This is a genomic window from Psychrobacter sp. CX14 (assembly GCF_057396205.2).
Genome location: NZ_CM183187.1, coordinates 566,128 through 589,899 on the forward strand (window position 1 = coordinate 566,128; position 23,772 = coordinate 589,899).

Below are 23,772 nucleotides of genomic sequence, written 5' to 3' on the forward strand. Positions count from 1 at the left end.
GAATCAAAAAAGAGGTTTACTGTGGCCAAATATGAGCATCGTTTTGCGGTTCATGCACTAATTGGCTTAATGGGCGGCGCTGTATTGCCAAGTCTTGCAACCGCTGCCACACCGGTTACCAGTGCATCGAGCAGTAGTACACTCGCTTCTACTTCAAAGCAGACCATTGAGCAGCAGCAAGTGTGGCAAGAGTCTCTACAGCAGCAACGTATTGAAGCGCTACGCCAGTCTCAGCAGGGCAATGATGATACGCAGGATAGAGAGCAAACAGCGGTCAATCAAACCCCGAGTTCACCAAATCAAGGTGAGCCAAATAGATCTGCTTGTTTGCCAATGCAGCAGATTGAACTGGTTGAGATGCCACAATTAGGTAATAGCGCCCAAGCCAAATTACGTGAGCAAGCGCGTCAGATATCTGTTGGGTCAGAGCAATCTAACAACAGCACTAGTAATCCTGTTAGTTCTGAGACGCAATGTATTTCTGTTACGGATGCCAATAACTTAGTGCGGGCGATTACCGAGGCCTATCTGGATGCCGGTTATTTTAAGATTAATATTGTCCCGAGTCCTGCTGAAAATGGTCGTTCTATTTGGCAAGTAACGGTCGCTAAAATTACTGAAATAGATAACCAGACCAAACTACCAACACAACGCTTATTTGGCAACATTATCGGTAAACCAGCAAATATGGCAGCGCTGGATCAGGCAGTCAGTCAAGGTGAGCGAGTTATTGATGGTCAGTTATTGCTAGATATTTATCCGGTCGGTAATGACCTACGTATTAAAGTCAGTCAGCAAGGTGAGGTCGACCCCTTTAGTGCAGACATGCAGTGGCGCTATGACCCCGATGACAGCTACGGGCACAATCTGATTCAGCTACATGGCACGCTGCGTAATGTGCTAGGCCAAGCCGATTATACGTCGATATCGGTGGAGCAGAGCCTGCGTGATAATTATGGCTATGATGAGGACAATCAACGCCGCAGTGCCAGTATTTATACACTCATTCCAAATGGCCGTTGGCAGTGGTCAGGACTGTTGGCGGCAGATGAATACAAACGCACAACGCGATTGCCGAACTCCGTATTAGAGCAAGAGGGCGATAGTTGGCAGGCCAATATACGTGGCGACTATATGTTAAAGCGTGACCAAGACAGCATTACCACGCTGTATGGTCAGTTGGCGCACCAAGATGTCACCAGTGAGCTGCTTGGTAGCCAATTAGATATTCAAAGTCCAACCTTAAGTAGCGGCCGCTTGGGGATTAGTCATACCAAACTGTTCGATAAACGCTCAGAGACTAATCCTAATCAGCGAAGCACCGGTGCGTGGGTGGTTGATTTAAGTGCTGAACAGGGATTCGGTAATCATGATAATCCGGCGACTAAGCAAGGGCTAGAGGATGAGTATTTACGCTGGCTATTATCCGGTTATCTGACGCATCAGCATCCTATTATCAATTCAGGGGAGAGCAAAGGCTATTGGCAGATGACGCATGAGTTGCAAGCACAGTACAGCGATGATCAGCTATTCGGTGTCAGTCAGCAGTCGCTTGGCTCAACTTACTCTGGGGTGCGCGGTATTGATAACGCTTATAATGCCGCCGAAAGTGGGGTAAGCCTACGTAACACACTCAGTTATGAGCCAAGTCAGGCAGACTGGAAAACCTTTGGTAATCAAAAAATACGCTGGTCACCTTATGTGGGCATCGACTACGGTGTCGTCAAATATAGCGACCATACCTTAGAGGATGATACCAGTGACGCGGCAAGCGGTACGGTGGGTCTTAAGTTAACGGCCTATGACGCTCAAGATCTCAGCTATGATAGACGTTGGCAGCTTGATATCAGTGCCAGTAAAGCGCATACCGATTATGCCAATCAAGAAGATGACGGCTCACAAGATACAGAAGTCTCCGCGGCTTGGCAGTGGTTCTTCTAGATATATTCAGTGAACACCTAAATGGATACGGCATTAACCTCGCTAAGCCTACACTTGTAGTACTTGTACTCGGTTGCCTTGTCACCACTTAGACTTCTGACTATAGCAGGTGAGCTTTTCTCATATTAATATCAGTATAAAGAAAGGGACAGCCAGTGGCTGTCCCTTTCTTTATTTTAAACGGGCAAATATGACTGCGACTTACTTAGGTTTGCGGCTAAATTTGCTAAGTTTTTTATTATTAATCTCGCTAATGGCGTGATTAATCTCATCTTCTTCTAAGCTTGCCACATGTTCTAAGATTTGCATCATATCTGGGTTAAGGATGTAATGCGCATGCTGAGCAATATTATTAATCCGCTCATCAAAGGTTAATACTCCTGTTTCAGGGTCTTTTTGCACATAATCCAGACGAATCAGCGCATTCAAGAAGCTAGTAAACAGCGCACGATCAAAAAAGTCTGGAATATCGTCAGAATAAAGCACTGACAGACGCTGACCGAGTAGGTGACATAAGTCGACCACTTGCTCGGCAGTTAATTTACCTGAACCTTGCTGTGCCAATAGTGCTAACGACATAAAGTAGCGTTCAAGACTTTGTGATACCGGAGAGGCGAGCATGTCAAGCTGTTGATATTTCTCGCTATTTTTCTCAGGAGTACCCAGTATGCCTTCGCTAAGCTCAATAATAACGCCTTGTTTGATAAGGTTATTTAGCTTCTCCTCAATCAAGTTCGGCAGATTACGGGCAGAGCAGTACAAGAACAGCTCACTTTGCAAGAACGGATAAAGCTGAGTGACAATGCTGTCTAAATGTTTGCGCTCGATACGGCCATTGCGATATACCAAAGCTGCCAAGAACGATGACATGATAAACACATGCAGGATGTTATTACGGAAGTAGCTTAAAATCGCCAACTGTTTCGGCATAACTTTAATCATATCGCCTAAGATATGCGGCGTACGCTCAATCAGTTTTAGCTTGATACCGTAATTAATAATGGCCTGCGGATCCATATCGGTAATGATGGTCTCTTTGGCATAAGGTGAGCCAGTGGCAATGTGTTGACATAAGGCAATTTGTTCACGACAGCTGTCTTCATCTAAGGCAGCTTTGGGGGTCGATAGAAGGACCAGAGACAGTAACGATATCGGGTTAACCACCGCAGCCTTGTTGATATTCTGCATGATTTTAATCGCAATGTTATCGACCATCGCAGAAACATTATCATCAAGCAGGGTATCGGTCCGATCGGCCGGTAAGCTATTCGGTTGTACATCGAACTTCTGCATAAAGTCGTCCATATGCAGTGGCGTACCAAAGCTTAGGTGAACATGGCCAAAAATACGCTCAATTTTACGGCTGACTTTTAATAGACCCAATAGAGATTCAGACTCTTTTGGTTTACCCTTCAGCTCGCCAATATACGTACCGCCTTCCATAATACGCTCATAACCGATATACGTCGGAATAAATGCAAGCGGCTTGTTCGAGCCACGTAAATGGCTGTGCACCGTCATTGCAAGCATACCGAGCTTCGGCGGCAATAGGCGACCTGAACGTGAGCGACCACCTTCGATAAAGTATTCAACCGGTGTATTGCGCTGAATAAGCGTATGTAGATATTCACGTAATACTGCTTTATATAAGTCGTTGTCTTTGAAGCTGCGACGGATATAAAAAGCAATCGCGCTACGCAGTAGAGGGCCCAATACAGGCACATCTAAGTTGTTACCAGCGGCAACATATGGTAGTCCCAAGCCTTTTTCAAAAATAATATAGGCCAATAATAGATAGTCGACGTGGCTGCGGTGACACGGTACATAAATCAGTTCATGCGTCGTTGCAAGATTACGCACACGCTCAAAATGGTGCACCTCCACGCCATCATAAAGCTGAGTCCATAACCAGTTTAAGAACTTATAGAAGAACTTCACCACAGAGTAGTTGTAGTCGTTCACAATCTCATTGGCATAACTGCGCGCCAATTGACGGGCTCTAGTAGGAGAAATATCTGATTTCGCCGCCTCCTCTTGACATGCATGAGTAATAGCTGGCGTTTGAATTAGCTTTTCAACCAAATTACGCTTATCTGATAAGTCAGGACCTATCATACTCTGACGATGACTGTCTAAATAAGCATTCAACTTATGCTGAACCAATAGTGATAGGCTGAAGTTGGCTTCTGCAGCGGTTAATAGTGCAGTCGAGCTTGATGAGCTTTGACCTTCGATATTGCGCTTGGCCTGAATCAGTAATTCTTTTTCATTTTCTGCTAATACCGTACCGGCTTCATGTGAATCAGAGAATAAATTGGTCAGCGCATCATTAGCGGTAGAGGTATCTGATAAAGAGTCGATAAAATCGTGCAAAGACAGTGGCTGATGGAACTGCACAAAGGTATCGCGTCCCATCACCCCAATATTAAACAGCTGCTTAGGAATAGACGGCTCTTCCCAGTTATCTGCCATTAATAGCTTAAATAACGAGTCCTCATTATCTGGCGCACGTCCCCACAGAATAGACACCGGTACCAAATTAATCTTCGGTACAGGGTTCTGACGGCAAGCGGTGACCAAGCGAGCCAAACGTGGCGATACTTTGCGATCGGCGGCATTGGGATGATGCAAAAAGATAATTGCTGCATTTTCATCAATACCGTGTGTCTCATCTTCAACACCAACCAGTGCTGGCGGGAAGCCGTGCTCCTTGGTCTGTAAATCGACCAAAATACTGTTTGAGCGAGAGTATTCACGCAGCACATAAAAGGTCAGCGCGCCATCATCACTGCTAATTTCTGGCAACTCACCAATGATTTTTGGTTTTACTGCCACATCGAGCGTTTTACCAGAGATTTTGCGATATAACTGGTTAACAGAGCGTCCAGAACGTGAAATAGCCGCACTGGCTTGTGCTGCTTGTTCTTGGAAGCTGAGCGCAGCTCGTGAGGACTGCGTGCTATTAGCACGATGCTTTTTTTGAGTTTGGCGTTGTTTTTTTAATCGCTCTTTAAGCGAGTGCAATAAACGAGATGGTTGCATAAGTCTGGGTTGAACCTATTAAAAGAGATAAGGCTATATTGCCATAAATCTAGAGAAAGTAATACAGGTGTTCTCTGGAATATTTAAATGTTAGGAGTTATTATACGTTACTTAGGTGAGCGGTGTTTAATGGCAACCTATAAAAGATAAGGGAATCTTGGCTATCCGATGCCACAAAATTGCTTCCTACACTATGTAACACAAATTATTTAATTACAGTATAAATGTCTGTGATGTAACACGATCCATTTGATTACAGTGCAAATGTCTACGCTAAAATAACATTTAATGATGCACCTATCATGACAGCGGTGATTATATGAATCTCCTACTGACGTGCAAATCCTGTTACGATAATAATCTTACCTATGTATAATACTAAGACTTTGTAATACTGAACAGGGGTTAGGCCTCTGTTTGTGCTTATGGGAGATTTAAATGCCTGATTATAAACAGCTTGTTGATCAATTATTAGATACGATAAAACTGACAGAGGTGTCGCCCGATGTTTTTGAGGGGCGCAGTTATGATTATGTTGGTAAACGTATTTTTGGTGGTCAGGTGCTGGCGCAGGCAATTATGGCGGCAGCGCATACGCTAGAAGAGGACAAACCTTGCCATTCATTGCATGGTTATTTTTTGCGTGGCGGTAGTATCAATCAATCGGTGACATATCAAGTAAGACGCTTGCGTGATGGACGCAGCTTATCGGCACGTGAGGTCACTGCGGTTCAATTTAAAGAAGACCAAGACGGTAATAAGATTGAGCAAGTGGTGTTTTCGATGATTGCCTCCTTCTCGCCGATGGAGGGCGGTTTGGACTATCAAGAAGAGATGCCCGCTTATCCGCCGCCAGAGGATTTGGAATCTGAGCAATCGCTAAAAGAGCATCATGTCGGTAGCGTGCCAGAACCATTGCGTGAGCGCTTTATGCGTCCTCGTCATGTCGAGATTAAGCCAGTTAAGCCACGTGATCCGGTGTATCCAGAGCCAATGGTACCAAAGCAGGCCAACTGGCTGCGTATTCGAGAACTTGGCGAGCAGCCACTTGCGGTTCAACAGGCGTTATTGGCATTTTCATCTGATTACTATCTGGTCGGTACAGGGCTGATGCCACATGGTATTAGCTTTATGACCAAAGGCTTACAGGCTGCCAGTATTGACCATTCGATGCATTTCCATCGTCCTTTTGATATCAATAATTGGCTGCTTTATGATATGTGGAGCGACACCACTTCACATTCTAAAGGCTTAAACCATGGTCAATTTTGGCAAAATGGCAATCTCGTTGCCACGGTCCAGCAAGAAGGCTTGATGCGCTTACGTGGTGGATAAACCATCACGTGATAAACTGCGATTAAGCGGTTTATATCATCTGACAACATATTGAGACTTCTTTATTCCAAAATCGAAAAATCCGCCGTTTAATAAACGGCGGATTTTTATTACACTTAATTATTTTTTATAGCCTGTTTTTAGACACACAGCTTAGGTTTCTTAACCTAGGCATTAAGCATTATCGCTTGGCCTAAAGCTTAGCACAGTGGGCTCATCAACATTTTTAGCCCACTCAAACACATAAGCGAAGCTTATATTTCACCAAATTAGTGCAGAGGCACTGCGCTTGCTAACGAAACCATCTGGTGTTTGACCATTATCAGCCTGCCAGCGGGCAAAAGCTTTGCGGGTATTGCTACCCATGATGCCGTCCACACCTTTGGTATCATAACCAGCATTGGTTAGACGCTGCTGTAAATTAGTAACTTGCATAGTCGATAGTGGCTGCTCGTAACGAGGCCATGACTTTTGGATACCTGATTGACCGTTAAGCGCACGACCCAATAAACTCACGCCAAGCGCATAGTTTGATGAGTTGTTATACACTTTAATCACATCAAAGTTAGGGCTTAATAGTAGGGCAGGACCATCTTTACCGGCTGGTAACCAAAGCTCAAGCGGCGTATTTGGATCAACATACGAGCCATCAATCATGTTTACGCCCATTGAGCGCCACGTAGAGGCAGGCATCTTTTGACCCATCACGGTGTAATCAAACGAGCCAGGTAGCGTTACCTCATAAAATGGCGATAGACCACGTACCCAACCTGAATTGCTTAGATAGTTTGCGGTAGAGGCAAGCGCATCTGCAGTGGTCCAAGGGCTACGGCGACCGTCGCCATTGCCGTCAACACCATGCGACAACCAAGTGGCTGGGATAAACTGAGTCTGACCCATACCGCCAGCCCAAGAGCCGTCAAGCTGTGATGGATATACATCGCCGCGCTCAACTAAGGTCATTAATGCCATTAACTGCTCTTCAGCGAATTCACGGCGACGGCCATCATAAGCCAAGCTAGCAAGCGAGCTTGGGATATAGCTGTTACCGGTGACAGCGCCAAATGACGATTCCATGCCCCAAATAGCGGCAATAATCTCAGCATTCACGCCATATTGTGATTCAAGGCGAGAAAGTAGTGAGCGATGCTCGTTAAACTTGCTAACACCACGGCTAACACGGCCACTTGATACCGCAGAGTCGGCATATTCCCAAGGCATTTTAGAGAATTCTGGCTGACTTGAGTCAAGCGAGATAACCTGAGAGTTAAGCTGCGCACTGTCAATTAAACGGCTCACATCAGCAGGATTATGACCTTCTGAAATAGCGCGCATGGTGAAGTCAGACTTCCAATCAGAAAAACTACGGTACGTGGTTTTGGGCTTAGGTGTGGGGCGCGGCGCAGGTGTGGTTTTAGGAGTCTCTGGTTTGATAACAATAACCGGGGCTGGTTTTTGTATAGGTACTGGCTTTTGAACCGGCACTTGTTGTATTGGTGCTTGGCTGGCACAGCTTGCCAAAAATAGGGCTGAAATAAGCGCTAGGCCGTGTTTTAACTGAAAATTAGCGTGTTGCTTTAGCATGAAAGAAGGTCTCGTATTATAGGTTGTTTGGTGAGAAATAAAGTGATATACAAGGCGTTGGTAAAACAGGTCGTATTGATTACATAAGATTAAGTCAAAATACTGTATCAATAAATGAGCGTAAAGTCGATGTTCGTGCAGTGTGATAAAGTAATTGAGTAGACATATACTGGCTAAAGGATCTGTTATATCACCTTGTTAATAAATAGGTGTCCTATCTGTTCAAACTATCAGTACCCAAACTCTCAAGAATTTTCAACATCGCCTTTGGTAAGCCTAGCGTTACTTTAGCCTCAGCGGCAGTGAGCCAAGTTGACTGGATATCCGCATCCTTTAATTGTGCTGTCAAGGCTGTGCTTTCGGCTTTAGTGAGTGTCAGGGCTTGCGGCTGCAGATACCAATTAAAATGGGTCAGGGTATGTTGAATAGGGGAGTCGTCTAATAACTCATTACTAATTGAGATGGGATTTAAGCTATTATCTGCAATCCATTGATCGACTATCTGTTCTGCAAGCGTGTTTTCACTTTCAAAAGCGCTGTCTTCATCCGAGGTGGACACGACCGTTCTTCCCAGTGTCTTTTTCTCAAACTGTAATGGTAATACCCACAGACCGCCCCAGATACCGCTATCCGGACGTTGTAACCACAGCAGCTCATCTTGCTCATTTTGAATCAATAATGCGTTGCTAAACTTGCTTGGCTTGGGTTTCTTTTTGGCCTTAAAGGGATACTCCATCTCACGACCTTGCGCATGTGCGATACAGTCATGGCTAATCGGACAGGCCTCGCAATTTGGATGACGACGGGTACATAAGGTGGCGCCCATGTCCATCATAGCTTGGGCGTAGTGTCCGCTGTCATCAATGGGCGTTAGACGCTCTGCCAGTGCCCACAGCTCTTTATTGGTCGCAGACTTAGTGATATCTCCCTCGATACCGGCCCAACGGGTTAATACGCGTTTGACGTTGCCATCACAAATCACCCCATAACCATGCAAGCCCATAGCAACAATGGCGCCTGCGGTCGAAGGGCCGACTCCAGATATTGCTTCCCAGCCTGCGACGGTTTGCGGAAAGTCGCCTGTCTCGTTGATGACCTCGACCAATTGCTTAGCACCTTTGTGCAAATTGCGGGCACGCGCGTAATAACCCAACCCTGCCCAGTGTTCCGCCACCATATCCCAGTCCGCATTGGCCAAATCATGCACGGTTGGAAAGGAGGTCATAAAGCGCTGAAAGTAGGGGATAACGGTAGTGACTTGGGTTTGTTGCAACATGACCTCAGACAGCCAAACGATATACGGGTTTGGGGTATCAGTTTTGTGTTGCTGCCACGGCAAATCGTGGCGACCGTTTTTATCGAACCAATTAAGAATACGGGGAGCGAAGCTGTCGAGTTCGGTGGGAGTGTGGTTAAAACTAGCGTCTTTACTCATGTTCTTTAAAGTGGTGATTCTAGTAGACATAATTAGAAAGTATACTCAGCTTATAAGCTTATAAAAATATTATAGGGAGTCTGATAACGTTTGAAACGTGTTCACAGATTAGCCGATAGATTGATTACATCGTGTTATCACATACTTGTCTATTAATTTTAAAATACGAAATAGGCTGACGGTTGTTGTCGTAATATTCATGATTATAGGTCACCCCAAAGTCTAGAGAATCTTGTAACTCAGGCTCGTTACATGATTTATTAATATTCGCTGTCTTGAGTTCATGATTCGCTTTCTCAAGCTCTGACGGGCTAATGGTTTCAGCGTCCATATTTACTTTATACCCATAGGTGATTTCTAAATCCTCTACGTCAACTCTTTCCAATACAGTCCACTCATCCAGTTCTAAGGGAAGAGTCTCCTGCAGGGTTTTAGCTTCTTTAGTAAGAGTCATGACAACGTCATCGTGTACTTTGTTTTCTGATATATGACTGAGTGCAAAGCTTGTGATTTTGCTACCTATACTAATAATTGCAATAATAATAATGACTCGTATCCACTTAGCAGGCTTCTTAGAAGGTTTGTTTGTCATGTAATTTATAAATCCATTGAGTTATGGCGCTAGAGGGGTTTAACTGATATTAAACGTCATTATGATTTCACAAATAGAGGGCGTATCTTTGTTATTGAAGTTTAAAGAAAGCTTATGAAAAAAGATATAACTAACGGAGCTTTTGCACTTGTCGTTATGGAAATACATTCTTAAGCTTTGTTGTGAGAATATTAGTATTACTGACTCAAACCACGATAAATAATATCAAGAAACCGATGTCATCGCTGGTTTTGATTGATAGGTAGGTGTAGGGTACGTTCCACGCACCAAATTTAAAACAAGATCTTGCTAATGATGCGCATGGCGACACCGTACAAACCGTGTGGTTTAGCCTTGATAGTAGCAGTATTCTGACGTAGACTGTGGCTAGAGAAGGTGTCGAGACAACAGCAACGACTCTAGCCACGACAGTTTGCAGGTCATTGGTAAGACAGATACAAGCGGATAGCAAGAGTAGCTACCAATGCCGTATTATAAACAAGGCTAAGTTTTAAGCTTTTAATAAACTATTTACGATTCTTCTTAGCGCGTCTTCTACGCAGCTTTTTCTCTTCAATTTTTGCCAATCGTTTCTGTTCCGCCTCTTCTCGCAGTGCTTCAACCAGTTTGAACTCGTCTTCACGCATGGCAGGGGTCTCAAGGGTAATACGGCCCAGTTGGCCACTGCGCAGCTCATTAACCAGAATCTCAGACATACGGTAAGTATCGACCACACCGCCTTTCTTTAAGAATCCGCGACTGCGGCCGGCCACTTCAAAGAACTCCCAATCACTTTGCGGTAAGTCCTCGATTTTATAACGCTCTTTTAATAGATTTGGGTACGCTTTAATTAGGTATTCGGCGGTATAACTGGCCACATCAGCGAAGTCAAAAGCAGTGTCTTTAATACCGCCGGTTGCTGCCAAACGGAAACCAGAGTTCGGATTTTCAATCTTTGGCCACAGCATACCTGGGGTGTCATACAGCATAATGTCGTTATCAATTTTAATCAGCTGCTGAGATTTGGTGACCGCTGGCTCGTCACCGGTCTTGGCAATGCTGCGTCCTGCTAAAGCGTTAATTAAGGTTGATTTACCGACGTTAGGAATGCCCATAATCAGCACTTTGATTTGACGGCCAGTGCCGACTTTATTAGGCATTAAGTCTTTTATTAGCTTCACCAGTTGTTTGACTTGAGAGCTTTTATTGTCATCAAAGGCGACCGCTTTTACTTGGTCTTGCGCCTCTAGATATTCAATCCACGCTTGAGTTTGATTGGGATCAGCAAGGTCAGACTTGTTCAAGATTTTAATGACCGGTTTTTGGCCACGCAGCGCCGCAACCATCGGATTTTCACTACTGTAAGGGATGCGCGCATCAATCACTTCGATGACCACATCCATATCCGGCATGATTTCTTTGATTTCGTTGCGGGCTTTGTTCATATGCCCTGGGAACCACTGAATAATGGCTTGGCTCTGGTTGTTATATTGGCTCATTGGTCTTTCCATTGCTGTCTATTCATTAATATTAAATCTATTTTACTATAGAAAGACCGCCACCATATGCAAATAGCGGCGGTCATTGTTATATAAGGGATTATTTGGTAGTGCTTTGCTCAAATATGAACATTTTTATTCATATAGGGGCGCATTGGGCTTATCAAGATGAGAACGCATCAGGGGTATCGAGTTCGTCATCATTCACTGTTTCTTGCTCAGGGGGTAGCGGTGCAAGATATCCAATTAATAGAATCAAACTACCGGCACCGATAAAGGACACCACACGCCAGATGGCATCGGTTTGTGATAAGTCGACCACTACTAGTTTAATCACTACCAAAGCCAATAAACTGATACCCATAAACCACCAAAAGCGTTTGCCATTGCGGCTTGACATAAAGGTGGCGATAAGTGCAGTCAACGTCCAAAGGATAGTTAGTCCGGTCTGAACTTGCTCGCTATACCACGCGCCCTGGTCCCAAAGTGGGGTGCCGGCATAAGCATGTAAGGTACGCACCAATAGGCTAGAGAGTGCCCAGAAGCCAATCAGTCCCAGTGCCTTGAGCATGAGTTTTTGATTGGCATCATGCGAAAGATTGGCGGCTAATTTTGAATGACCGGCTGATTTTGATTGAATATCTGAACTGGGCATATCCAACCGATATAAGCTTAATCCATAGCCTAGTACGGCTAAGATGGTGATGTCAAATAGGTTAAGCAGTGGAATATAAGGCAAACCCCAAACCATACCATTATGCGACCAGTTTGTTGCCACTACCCAAACGAGCAGTAGCGGTAGAAATAGATAACTGCTACCAGTTAATGCGGTTTTCCAATCAAACCATGTTGGCATGGTCAGCTTGTTTTTAGTCACCGCATAAGTCATGCCAATCAAGCACAAACTTGGTATTAATATAGCAATAACACCATTGGCATTAGGAATTAGATAGTAGGCAAATTCAGCGATTAGCAAAATAACGACCGTTAGCCACAGGGTGCTGTGGAATGAGACCACCGCCTTGTCTGTTGACCAGTGTTTTATCCAAAGCTGCGCAAGCACAAAACCGGCTATTAAGCTAAATACGTAAACAACCCCCTGTGGTTTCACCAGAGCATCATTGCTAAAGCTATCCCATATTGGCAGTACCAATAACAAGATTAAATAAAACACAGGTAACCAGACTTGGCTGATTAAGCTGACCTCGCGCCATTGTTGCCAGCGATTTATAATCCAATAGGCAATAAGATGCAGCAGGATGACAAATGCGATGACGTTGGCGATATTTTGTATTGAGTCATCAAGGACATCGAGCACGATATATAAACTGGCGAATAATGCCCAAGCGGCACCAAAGAAGGTAAGAGTCGTGATAAAGATGGGCGATCGCCATACCACACCAAACGCCCAGCTTTTGGTGAATGTTTGGTTTAAAGAAGGGTAATCGGTTAAGCATAACGCTCGGTTAGGGGCGGTTTTTAAGTTTAATGGGTTGTTGGGCTCTCGCAGTACAAACATTGAGACCATCCAAGCGGCCACTGAAACACTAAGCGCTAAATAACTGGGCGATAAATCGTAAGTATTAAATAGCGATACTAACTGCACGATAGCCAGTATTTGCAGTCCCAAACCAAATAATACTGTCCAACCACGTAACAGGCGACGTCCAAACCAGACCAGTGCTAGACCTTGTAAGCTCCAGCCGCACGCTATCCAATTGGCATCAAAGGCTAAGGCAATGGTCAAAGCGGTAAAGCCAAAACCAAGGGCTAGCATACCTTCAATAATCAAGGTCTGCTGACCGCGGCGATTGTGTTTGATAAAAATAAAGCCGGCTATTAGATAGACCGCGGCCATAAGGGCGCTGCTGATGGTTAAGGCATTATCAATATCGCCCAATAGAGTATTTAACAGGCCAAATACCAATAGTGGCGTAGCAAACATCAAACCTGTATCAATGGGCAGTATCGGCCGCTGATTATTGTCATCAGCATTTGTTTCAGTTTGGCTGCTTAAAGCAGGACTTACTAAGGAGGCGTTGTACTTAATAACTTGCTGCGCATAACGAATGGCGATAAATAAATACAGTAGCCAATGCAGAATAGTAATCACGGTCAACTCTGTACGCTGCGCCTCTATTTGTGCGTCGAGTAAACCCTCAAAGCCCCAGTAATAGGCCAGTCCAAAGGTAACCGTCGCCCCGAGTAGATTGAGTACCTTCCAGGTTCGGTAGTGCGCAATAATAGCAATAGCCACGTTTAATAGTAAGAAATAGCCAAACAACACGGTCACAGTACCGCTGTCGTCACTGGTCAATATTGGTGCTAAAAAGGCGCCTGAGAAGGCAAGTAATGCCAACGGGAATGCGTTTTGGCGTAAGGCTAAAGCGACAGTCACCGCAGACAACACACCTAATAGTACAAAGCTCGGTAGGCTAGGGATAACGTGATACACCTGATAGGCAAAGAAGGCGGTTAAATAGGCGGCAGACAGCCCAGCACCTTGCAAAGTAATGCCATAGGTAAAGCGTTTTTTGACTAGCTTTAATCCCAAGCCTGCGACTAATAAACCGACTACGCCGACCGCAAACAGTTTAATTTCAATCGGCATTTCAAAGTGTTCGCTTAGCAAACGAAGGAGCAGTACCACACCCATTAGTAGCACAATGGCGCCGACACGCACTACTAAATTACCCCCAAAGAACCAGTTTTTTAACGTATGTAGTAAAGAGGTGACGATAGGCGTCGATTGTTCGTCGGGTTCAGCACGATTGGGTTGGACCGTGCGTTTTTTAAGGGTGGATACGGTCGTTTTAGAAGGTGCGGTTTTTTGGGTTTTGGTTAATATAGGACGTTGTTCAGATTCTAGATCTGAGGTGCTATTCTCATCTAATGCTTTATTCTCAGTATTTAAAATAGAGGGGGTAACAGGGGCAGCAATAGAGGGCTCGATGTTTGTGTCATCAAGCGTATCATCGAAAGCAGAGTCTATTGTACTGTTAGGTAGCGGGCTAGTCTCGGGCTGCTCTGATAAAGTATCATTAGTAAGAGTGGGCAGCGTTCGAGTCGACTGAGCTTTAATACTATGAATCTGCTTATCTAGCTGCTCAAGGGTCTTTTGCGTGGTACTGAGTTCACTGCGTAAGTCTAAAATATCTTGTTTTAGCCGGCGTATATTATCTTTTGTGAATACCCATAAAATAATAAAAGCCCCAATGAATAAAATATTAAGCACCCAAACGTCAAACATCACCATCGCCTCGAATAAACCATTGTTGGTATAAGAGACGATGATGATGTTATTTTAAGCTAAACGCAAGGGTTAACTGACAGCTAGTCAAGTAAGTAACCTACTATCATTTATTAGCGTTGTTTTAAAACTACTCGTAATGGTTGTGTAGTTTTTGACGCATGAACTCAATCATTTTGTTCCAGCTTTCATTGGCAGCAGTTTCGTTGTAGCCTAAGTCTACGCCATTTTCAGCGGCACGTTGATCTGCTTTTGGATTGGTAAAGCCATGTTTTGCATTATCGTACACATCAATGGTGTAGTTAACGTCTGCGTTATCAAGCTCTGCTTTTAGCGCTTCAACGGCATCCATAGATACCATGCTGTCTTCACGGCCGTGAGCGACTAATACGTCTGCTTTAAACTTACCTTTTTCAGCAGGCCGCTTAGGTGTCAAGTTACCATGGAAGGTCGCTACTGCTTTTACTGGCATACCTTCACGAGCCATATCTAAAGCGATTTTACCGCCGAAGCAATAGCCGATAACAGCCAAGTTATCGCCATCAACAGGCAGCTGATCAGCAAAATCGTTTAAGATGGCACGGCAACGACCCATTAATTTGTCTTGGTCATCAAGCATTTGAGTCATCCACTCATTGGCCTGCGCTGCATCTGTGGTTAATTTGCCTTCACCATAGATATCCATCGCAATCGCTGCAAAGCCTGCACGTGCTAAATGTTCGGTCACTTCACGTGGATGATCTACCACGCCCCACCATTCTGGTGCAACCAAGATACCTGGCACTGAGCTTTTATCAGTGGTGTTTTCTGGCAGTGACACATAGCTGATTAGCTCCATACCATAGTCAACAGTTGTTTTTAGCTCATAGCTTTTAATATCCATCTTTTTATTTCCTTATGTTTATTATTGGGATTGTTTGAAATAAAATTGAACCAAATAAAAAGGAACAATAGTGATTAATAATCAATAAATGAAATTGAAATTTTAATGACTCCACTAACATAACAAAGTCTATCGCCAGTTTCGATTAAAGAAATGTGAAGATGTTTTATTGTTTGGAGAATGAGGTTTAATAGCCGTTAGATTTGTAGACGACTTTATCGCTATGTATTGATAACTCGTCATTTGTCGTCATAATAAGTACTTAACTAAATGCATACACTGATTAAAATCGCACCGGTCGATTGAGAAAACTTATGGCAACTGACACACTGATACGTCCTAACTTCTGGCAACAGTATCAACTAGAGGCATTGACAACCGCTGAATGGGAAGCGCTTTGTGATGGCTGCGGTGGCTGTTGTTTGGAGAAGTTTTTGGATAATCCCAATAAGCCGTACGAGGTGGAATATACTGATGTATCTTGTAAGCTACTTGATTGTTCGACCGGCTATTGCTCAAATTATGAAAATCGCAAACAGTATGTACCTGAGTGTGTGTCGCTAACCGCAGAAAAATTGCCAGATATGATGTGGCTGCCAAGTAATTGCGCTTATAAACGTCTGTATTTAGGACAAGGATTGCCCGAGTGGCATTTATTGATTACTCAAGATATCGAGAAAACCAAGCAAGGTATGAAAGAGGATGGCGTCGGCGTCGCTGGACGCTGTATCAGTGAGAAGTATGTCGATGAAGATGAGTTAGAGGAACGTATTGTCCAATGGATACAAGCTTAATATCTATAGTCAACGTCAATTAGAATAGCGCGTCACCAACCGCAAAAAGGAGCCAATCGGCTCCTTTTTTTATAGTTATGATCTTATAAGCTATCGTACGTGATTAACATCTAGTTAACGAACTCAGGATACGCTTCTTGACCACACTCTGAGAGGTCTGCGCCTTCATACTCTTCTTCTTCTGAGATACGTAGGCCAACGACTGCTTTTAGAACGCCCCAGACGATTAAGCTACACACAAATACCCAAACAAAGATAGTCGCTGCGCCCATAAGCTGCATACCAAAAGTGGTGCTGTCATTAGTAATAGGAACAATCAATAAACCAAACAGACCCACCACACCATGTACTGAGATGGCACCAACCGGATCATCAATCTTCATTTTGTCTAAGATTAAGATAGAGCCAACCACAATCATACCGGCGACAAAGCCAAACACGGTAGCAAGTAGCGGTGTTGGGGTATCAGGACCTGCGGTAATGGCAACCAGACCAGCCAATGCACCGTTTAATAGCATGGTTAAATCGGCTTTACCGAAGATCATGCGGGCCAATAACAGGGCACCGATAGCACCACCAGCGGCAGCTGCGTTTGTATTTAAGAACACCAGGGCAACAGTATGTGCACTATTAATATCACCAAGCTTTAGAACCGAACCACCATTGAAGCCGAACCAACCTAACCATAGGATAAAAGTACCTAAAGCGGCTAGCGGTAAGTTTGCACCAGGAATCGCGCGGATTTGACCATTTTTGCCATATTTTCCTTTACGTGGGCCGAGTAATAATACGCCAGCTAATGCGGCTGCAGCACCGGCCATATGTACAATACCAGAGCCTGCAAAGTCGGTAAAGCCTGCACGAATCACATTGCCTGCGTCGTCTGTGATTTCACCTAATGAGAATAGACCAAAGACAGATTGACCATTCCACGTCCAACTGCCCTCCATTGGATAGATAAAGCCCGTCATCACAACTGCAAAGGCGAAGAATACCCAAAGTTTCATACGCTCAGCAACCGCGCCCGATACGATAGACATACAGGTTGCAACGAATACCACTTGGAAAAAGAAGTCAGAGGCAGAAGAATATACTGAATCACCATCAAAGCCATTTTCAGCAGAAGCGGCTAGTGCATCGGCAACCAAGGTTTCACTGCCAGTAATACCGCTTAAGAAGTATCCGCCGCCATACATAAACTGATAGCCACAAATCATGTACATGGTACAAGCAATGGCGAAGAGACCGACGTTTTTGGTTAAAATTTCAGTGGTGTTTTTAGCGCGAACAAGACCGGCCTCTAACATAGCAAAGCCTGCCGCCATCCACATAACCAGTGCGCCGCAAATTAGGAAGTAAAAGGTGTCTAGTGCGTACTGTAGTTCAAAAATCTGGTTTTCCATAATGATTCCCCCTTGGAATGCAATCGATATTAGCAAGACGTTATTTGAGCGGTTAAGTTTTTGGTATTTGGCTTAAGCGCGGCAAATGTGTCTTTTTTAATAATTGTTGATGCTTAAATTGCATCAGGACCCGTCTCGCCAGTACGGATGCGAATAACTTGCTCCAGTGGGGAGATGAAGATTTTACCATCGCCAATTTTGCCCGTGCTTGCAATACGAGTAATCGCTTCAATGGCAGGCTCTACCATCTCATCGGTTACAGCAACTTCTACTTTTACTTTTGGTAAGAAGTCCACAACATACTCTGCACCGCGGTACAGTTCGGTATGGCCTTTTTGACGTCCGAAACCTTTTACTTCAGTAACGGTCACACCTTTCACACCAATTTCAGATAAGGCTTCACGCACATCATCCAGTTTAAAAGGTTTTAATACAGCGGTAATCAATTTCATAGGAAATTCCTTGTTAATGATTTTGATAATTATTGGAAACAAACAGTCTGCTAATACAACAAACTACTTATCTACTATTGATGTCATTGTTTCAAGAATTGTGCCAACTAAAAACGAAGGGGGAAGACGTTTTTAGGGCTTTTATTGCATCAAAATAGTGCGTTAAAAATATAACGCACCATTTTGGTGTGCACCATATCAGATAATAGCTAGATTATTATAGCGAAGTTTCCTAAAAGAGGGTTAGCCATTGGTTAGCAATTTGTGAAAGAATTGCAGGTGGTCAATCAGGCGTCATTTGGGCATATCAAAAGGGCTAATATTGCGCATCGTAAAATATTAGTAATCAAGCTGCTTGTCGTTAAAATCTAATAGGGAAACTGACGTTTAAGCCGCTCGCAATTTATTGAGTGATTTACCTATGGGTTATATTAGTAGATAGTTTGGTTACCCAGTTACTTATCGTTAATAATAAAGGATAGGTTATTACTTTATAAATCTGATATTTATATTAATATCAAGTTAAAGAAACTGTAATTCTAATAATAGTTTTCTTTATAATCATTCAAAGACAGCAGTCAAATTCAAATTTACATAAGAAAATCAGTGCATTAATAGATATAAATATAATAAAAATCAATTTTTCACACGCATGAACAAGATGCACCGCACTGTTGGTTGTTATACAGTTAATAAACAAAGGGTCGCGAGTCTTCGCACCTGTCTGTAAATATCAACCGTAAAGCATTGCTGCTAGTATTGCTTACTGGATTTACTGCCTTAACTTTAGTAGTTGGGCTGACCTCGTCTTATTATTTGACTGATACTGACCTTCTTATCGGTGGTCGCCCATTCTGGCACGATGTCAAAAAGACTCAGACTTTAGAAGGCGCTAAACAGTGTGCATTAAAGGGAATTGAGGAAGAGGTGTCAAAAGGGGTTCCGTTCATCCGTCCCCCTTTTGATGTGTGTGATCCAAACTTGACCGCCCTTTTTGTTTAAATCTTGGCAAACTACATTTTTGGATAAAGTAGATAAGGCGTTTTACTGGCGCTTAATAGCTTGCGAGTATCGCTACCGTGCAGCAGCTCATGCAAGCGTGATTCGCCAAAGGCACCAGATATCAATAAGTCCAAATTATGCTGATCTTGATAATAGATTATTGACGAGGTGACATCATGGCCTGAAATGAGTGCTTTTTTACACTGGACACCGGCTTGTTTTAAACGCGCATAAGCTTCTCTTAATGCATCCTTATTACGCTCATTTTCTTCACCAACCATCACCACATGCAAGGTAAGATTTCTAATCAGCTTACTACTGCACAGCCAGTCTAATAATGCGTGACAAGTCCGGCGATTATCAAACGCAAATAGCGCAGTTTTGGGTATTTTAAAGGTCTCGTGAGTGACCAGAGCAGGGCAACGGCTGGCACGAATCAGCTGTGAAAGCGTGTCTTTACAGGTCACTTGATGACCGATAACCACCAATTGTGCTGTCTCATCAACATAATCTAGACTTTCAGCAATAGAGGCATGGCGGTGCAAAGTATATATATGATGCTCATAACGGCCTTGATGCTGCTCGCAGTAGTTTTCAGATTGCTTTAGTAGCAGGCGACCTTGATCACGCAGTTTTCCGTTACTATCACGCTCCTCTATGGTTAACTGATTTAATAAATGATCGCCATCATCGGCTATCAAGCAGCCGGAATAATCCATCGCGCCTTTATGATGGACGCTCGGCGCGGCATGAAGCAAGCCGATGGGTACCTGGAACATCTTAGCCGCCCACATACTGGCGTCCAATACCGCTTGAACATGGTTAGGGCAGTCAAGGCAAGCGATAACACTGTCAGGTCGTAAATTACTCATAAGAATCACTCAATTAAATGTATTTTGAGACAACGCATATCAAAAATCCCACTCTAGCACTACTAGAGTAGGATTATAAGCCGTCTTTATTTAAAGATGGCCAAAAGCAAGCGTGGGCTTATCGAGTGTAGCAATATTAATCCAGTAAGCCAATATCGCGGCGATCATGGATTGAGAATTTGTCGATAATGGTGCGGCTGGCATCATTAAGACCCACGACCTGAACCTCGATACCTTCACGCTGAAAACGAATAACCAGTTTGTCTAGCGTATCAACAGCAGTAATATCCCAAAAATGAGCTTGGCTCACATCAATCACCACTTTATCTAGCGCTTCTTTGGTATCAAAACTGTCTAAGAACTGAGTGGTAGAGCTAAAGAATACCTGACCTTGCACGTAGTAATAACGAGTATTACTGGCATCATCATATTCGCTAACCACACTTAAGAATTGACCAATCTTATTGGCAAAGAACAGTGCTGATAACAATACACCGACCAACACACCATACGCTAAGTTATGGGTAAAGACAGTCGTTAATACGGTTGCTAGCATCACTACGTTAAACGACTTAGGATGGGTTTTAAATTCGCGAATAGATTCCCAGTTAAAGGTACCGATAGACACCATAATCATCACAGCGACTAACGCGGCCATCGGAATTTGGCTGACCCATTCGCTTAAGAATACCACCATAATCAGCAGTACCACACCGGCAATCAATGTGGATAAGCGAGTACGGCCGCCTGATTTGACGTTAATGACCGATTGACCAATCATCGCACAGCCTGCCATACCACCAAAGAAACCAGAAGCAACGTTGGCAATACCTTGACCACGACACTCACGATTTTTATCACTTGGGGTGTCGGTCAAATCATCAACGATGGTTGCGGTCATCATCGATTCAAGCAAGCCCACTATGGCAAGCGCAATTGAATAAGGCGCGATAATCATTAAGGTCTCTAAGGTCAATGGAATATCTGGCAATAGGAACATCGGCAGCGTATCAGGTAGTTCGCCCATATCACCCACATTGCGGATATCCAGACCCATATATAGAGCAACGATGGTGAGACCCACGATACAAATAAGCGGTGATGGGATGATTTTGCCAATCTTTGGAATCAGCGGGAAACCATAGATAATAGCCAAACCGGCCGCAGTCATGATATAAACAGGGATACCAACGCGGTCAACCGCAGGGTTTAATTCAGGCAACTGCGCCATAAAGATTAAAATGGCGAGCGCGTTAACAAAGCCAATGACCACCGAGCGTGAGACAAAGCGCATGAGATTGCCAAGTTTAAACACCCCCATAAAGAACTGAATCACACCGCACAGTAAGGTCGCGGCTAATAAATATTGCAAACCGTGATCGGCAACCAAAGTTACCATGACCAGTGCCATCGCACCGGTGGCAGCAGAGATCATACCTGGTCGACCACCCACAAAACTGATGACAACGGCAATACAAAAAGAGGCGTAGAGTCCAACTTTTGGATCTACACCCGCGATAATAGAGAAGGCAATGGCTTCAGGGATGAGTGCCAAAGCGACAACCAAACCGGATAGAACATCGCCGCGCACATTAGAAAACCACTCGTCTTGAATCGTATTTATAGAAGGTACTCTCATAGGCTTTGGGTCGGCTACTTAATTTTTAGGTTATATTTCAGTGTGCAGCGCGTCGATAACAGCAGACAATCACCGCACAAAAAGGGGATGCAAATCGCATGGGTTTTGATAAAAAAAAGTGAGCAATCGATAAACGTAAGGCCGTTATCGTGCTATTTATTTAAATGCGTCTCTAAACGTCTCTAAATAAGCTGCTTTTTATGCTAAATTAAATATTTAGCGATAAAGCGTTAGTAAATTAAGGTCATTACCGCTAGGGTCATGGTAGAATAAATAACCCCCAAAACCGGCAGCGGTGTCGCGGCTATTTTAGCATTAAATACCCTTATCAATAAAAACCAATTATAGGTCAATTGCAGGTAGATAATCGCAGCAAAGCGCTAAGTAGGTTCTCAAATCAATAGGACATATGTCTATTAATAATAAATACCCTGAATAGATAAGAACCAGCGTTCAGCCATGCGATAAAATAGCAACAAAAATGGGTGCATCATATCACAATAAAGAGACAAGGACAGACCATGAGTACTGACCAAACCGTTACCAGCTCCTCTTATCGTTCACAGTCATCTAAGCCCAATAGCGGCGCAGAGCAATACACGCCAAAACCCAAGTCTGATTCGTCCTCCCTCATTCAAAAAGGCAGTGGCCTACATGTTGTTATTGGCCTAGGGCAATCTGGCCTAGCAGCGGCTAATTATTTGGCCCGTCGTGGTTACAGCGTTGCCATTACCGATACCAATGCTGAACCAAACTTGGCTGAGTCGTTAGACCCAAGCATCAGTATTCGTGCATTTGGTGACATTGATGCAGAATTGTTGTTACAAGCGTCGCGTATTATTATTAGCCCAGGTGTGGCTTTAACTACGCCGGCTGTTGCGCAAGCAAAGCAAGCCGGTATTGAGATTGTCAGCGATATTCAACTGTTTAAAGAAGCATGCAGTGCACCAATTGTGGCGATTACGGGCTCTAACGCTAAAAGTACAGTGACAACCTTGGTTGGTCAAATGGCCAAAGATGCCGGCATCAATGTCGGGGTGGGTGGTAATATTGGTCTACCCGCGTTAAGTTTATTAGAAGACGAGTCACTTGGTGATAAGATGCAGCTTGCGGTATTGGAGCTGTCGAGCTTTCAGCTTGAGACAGTGACCAATTTGGGTGCAAAAGTCGCCACCGTGCTGAATATGTCACCAGATCATCTAGACCGTCACGGCGATATGTTGGGTTATCATCAAGCCAAACACCGTATTTTCCAAGGCGCACAATCTATTGTGGTCAATCGTGACGATGCTTTATCGCGTCCGTTAATTGCTGATGATACGCCTCGATTAAGTATCGGTTCGAATGCGCCTGACTTAGGCGAATATGGCATCCTTACCGAAGGCGATGGTAGTCTGTATCTAGCCAAAGGCACCCAAAAACTGATTAATGCCGACGAGTTAAAAATTAAAGGGAAACACAACTTGGTTAACGGCTTGGCAGCTTTGGCACTAGGTGAGTTAGCCGGTCTACCTATTGAAAGCATGGTAGAGACGCTAAAAGGCTTTTCTGGATTACCGCACCGCTGTCAGTTTGTCGATAGAGTCAATAACGTTGATTATTTTAATGACTCAAAAGGCACCAATGTGGGCTCAACCCTAGCTGCTATCTCAGGCTTAGGTTCGGTTTACAGTGCTCAAAATGAAGGCAAAAGTAAGCTACTACTTATTTTAGGTGGGCAAGGCAAAGGTCAGAAGTTTGGTGAATTAACTGCGCTGATCAACAAACATGTCAGCCAAGTTATTTTGATTGGTGAAGATGCGCCGATTATTTATGAGCATTTAACTGAGGCAAAAATTAGCGATGAAGTCGATGTGCATAGATGTCAGACGCTAGAAAAAGCGATAGAAAAAGCGCAAACTTTAACGGCAAGTAGCCTATCTCAGGTGGCAGCAGTGCTATTGTCACCGGCCTGTGCAAGCTTTGATCAATACCCAAGTTATACCAAGCGTGGTGAGCATTTCTGTGAGCTTGTTGAGATGTTAAAAGCCTCTTAGTTTTTATAAGTTA

16 protein-coding genes are annotated in these 23,772 nt (G+C 43.9%); 5 read left to right on the forward strand and 11 right to left on the reverse strand.

Annotated elements, in window-relative coordinates; genetic code table 11:
- Positions 1-21 precede the first annotated feature (21 nt).
- Complete coding sequence (locus tag AC2SLO_RS02385; protein WP_486541878.1) at positions 22-1,941, forward strand: ShlB/FhaC/HecB family hemolysin secretion/activation protein; 1,920 nt, start codon at positions 22-24, stop codon at positions 1,939-1,941.
- Between the two features lie 201 nt (positions 1,942-2,142).
- On the opposite strand, the gene plsB is transcribed toward AC2SLO_RS02385, so the two are convergent.
- Positions 2,143-4,983, reverse strand: coding sequence for a glycerol-3-phosphate 1-O-acyltransferase PlsB (gene plsB / locus AC2SLO_RS02390; protein ID WP_486541880.1), 2,841 nt, complete (start codon positions 4,981-4,983; stop codon positions 2,143-2,145).
- A gap of 438 nt (positions 4,984-5,421) precedes the next feature.
- Between plsB and AC2SLO_RS02395 the strand changes: the two genes are divergently transcribed.
- Positions 5,422-6,318 carry an acyl-CoA thioesterase gene (locus AC2SLO_RS02395; RefSeq protein ID WP_486541882.1) on the forward strand — a complete coding sequence of 299 codons (897 nt, stop codon included), beginning with the start codon at positions 5,422-5,424 and terminating at the stop codon, positions 6,316-6,318.
- Between the two features lie 261 nt (positions 6,319-6,579).
- Here the strand turns inward: AC2SLO_RS02395 and AC2SLO_RS02400 are convergent, their stop codons facing one another.
- The 6 genes from AC2SLO_RS02400 to AC2SLO_RS02425 form a co-directional block, all read right to left on the reverse strand.
- On the reverse strand, positions 6,580-7,902 hold the full coding sequence (locus AC2SLO_RS02400) for a lytic murein transglycosylase (RefSeq protein ID WP_486541884.1): 1,323 nt from the start codon (positions 7,900-7,902) through the stop codon (positions 6,580-6,582).
- 214 nt (positions 7,903-8,116) lie between these two features.
- Positions 8,117-9,367, reverse strand: a complete 1,251-nt coding sequence (gene mutY, locus AC2SLO_RS02405; protein ID WP_486541886.1) for an A/G-specific adenine glycosylase — start codon at positions 9,365-9,367, stop codon at positions 8,117-8,119.
- Positions 9,368-9,461: 94 nt separating this feature from the next.
- Positions 9,462-9,929: a hypothetical protein gene (locus tag AC2SLO_RS02410; protein WP_486541888.1), complete on the reverse strand. Its 468-nt coding sequence runs from the start codon at positions 9,927-9,929 to the stop codon at positions 9,462-9,464.
- Positions 9,930-10,456: 527 nt separating this feature from the next.
- Positions 10,457-11,428 (reverse strand): ribosome biogenesis GTPase YlqF, encoded by a 972-nt coding sequence (ylqF, locus tag AC2SLO_RS02415; protein WP_486541890.1) that lies wholly within the window; start codon positions 11,426-11,428, stop codon positions 10,457-10,459.
- A gap of 163 nt (positions 11,429-11,591) precedes the next feature.
- Entirely contained in the window at positions 11,592-14,678 is a 3,087-nt protein-coding gene (locus tag AC2SLO_RS02420) for a DUF2339 domain-containing protein (protein WP_486541892.1), read from the reverse strand.
- Between the two features lie 130 nt (positions 14,679-14,808).
- Positions 14,809-15,561, reverse strand: coding sequence for a dienelactone hydrolase family protein (locus AC2SLO_RS02425; RefSeq protein ID WP_486541894.1), 753 nt, complete (start codon positions 15,559-15,561; stop codon positions 14,809-14,811).
- A 314-nt stretch (positions 15,562-15,875) separates the two neighbouring features.
- Here AC2SLO_RS02425 and AC2SLO_RS02430 point away from each other — a divergent pair, with 314 nt between their 5' ends.
- A complete protein-coding gene (locus tag AC2SLO_RS02430) occupies positions 15,876-16,355 on the forward strand; it encodes a YcgN family cysteine cluster protein (protein ID WP_486541896.1) in 480 nt (159 codons plus the stop codon).
- A 110-nt stretch (positions 16,356-16,465) separates the two neighbouring features.
- Here the strand turns inward: AC2SLO_RS02430 and AC2SLO_RS02435 are convergent, their stop codons facing one another.
- Entirely contained in the window at positions 16,466-17,758 is a 1,293-nt protein-coding gene (locus AC2SLO_RS02435; protein WP_486541898.1) for an ammonium transporter AmtB, read from the reverse strand.
- 113 nt (positions 17,759-17,871) lie between these two features.
- Positions 17,872-18,210 carry a P-II family nitrogen regulator gene (locus AC2SLO_RS02440; protein ID WP_007394533.1) on the reverse strand — a complete coding sequence of 113 codons (339 nt, stop codon included), beginning with the start codon at positions 18,208-18,210 and terminating at the stop codon, positions 17,872-17,874.
- 759 nt (positions 18,211-18,969) lie between these two features.
- Here AC2SLO_RS02440 and AC2SLO_RS02445 point away from each other — a divergent pair.
- A complete protein-coding gene (locus AC2SLO_RS02445; protein WP_495637086.1) occupies positions 18,970-19,212 on the forward strand; it encodes a hypothetical protein in 243 nt (80 codons plus the stop codon).
- Between the two features lie 11 nt (positions 19,213-19,223).
- Here the strand turns inward: AC2SLO_RS02445 and AC2SLO_RS02450 are convergent, their stop codons facing one another.
- Both AC2SLO_RS02450 and AC2SLO_RS02455 read right to left on the reverse strand, forming a co-directional pair.
- Positions 19,224-20,084 (reverse strand): universal stress protein, encoded by an 861-nt coding sequence (locus AC2SLO_RS02450; RefSeq protein ID WP_486541902.1) that lies wholly within the window; start codon positions 20,082-20,084, stop codon positions 19,224-19,226.
- Between the two features lie 136 nt (positions 20,085-20,220).
- Complete coding sequence (locus AC2SLO_RS02455; RefSeq protein WP_486541904.1) at positions 20,221-21,723, reverse strand: SulP family inorganic anion transporter; 1,503 nt, start codon at positions 21,721-21,723, stop codon at positions 20,221-20,223.
- 521 nt (positions 21,724-22,244) lie between these two features.
- Between AC2SLO_RS02455 and murD the strand changes: the two genes are divergently transcribed.
- On the forward strand, positions 22,245-23,759 hold the full coding sequence (gene murD / locus AC2SLO_RS02460; RefSeq protein WP_486541906.1) for a UDP-N-acetylmuramoyl-L-alanine--D-glutamate ligase: 1,515 nt from the start codon (positions 22,245-22,247) through the stop codon (positions 23,757-23,759).
- Positions 23,760-23,772: the final 13 nt, after the last annotated feature.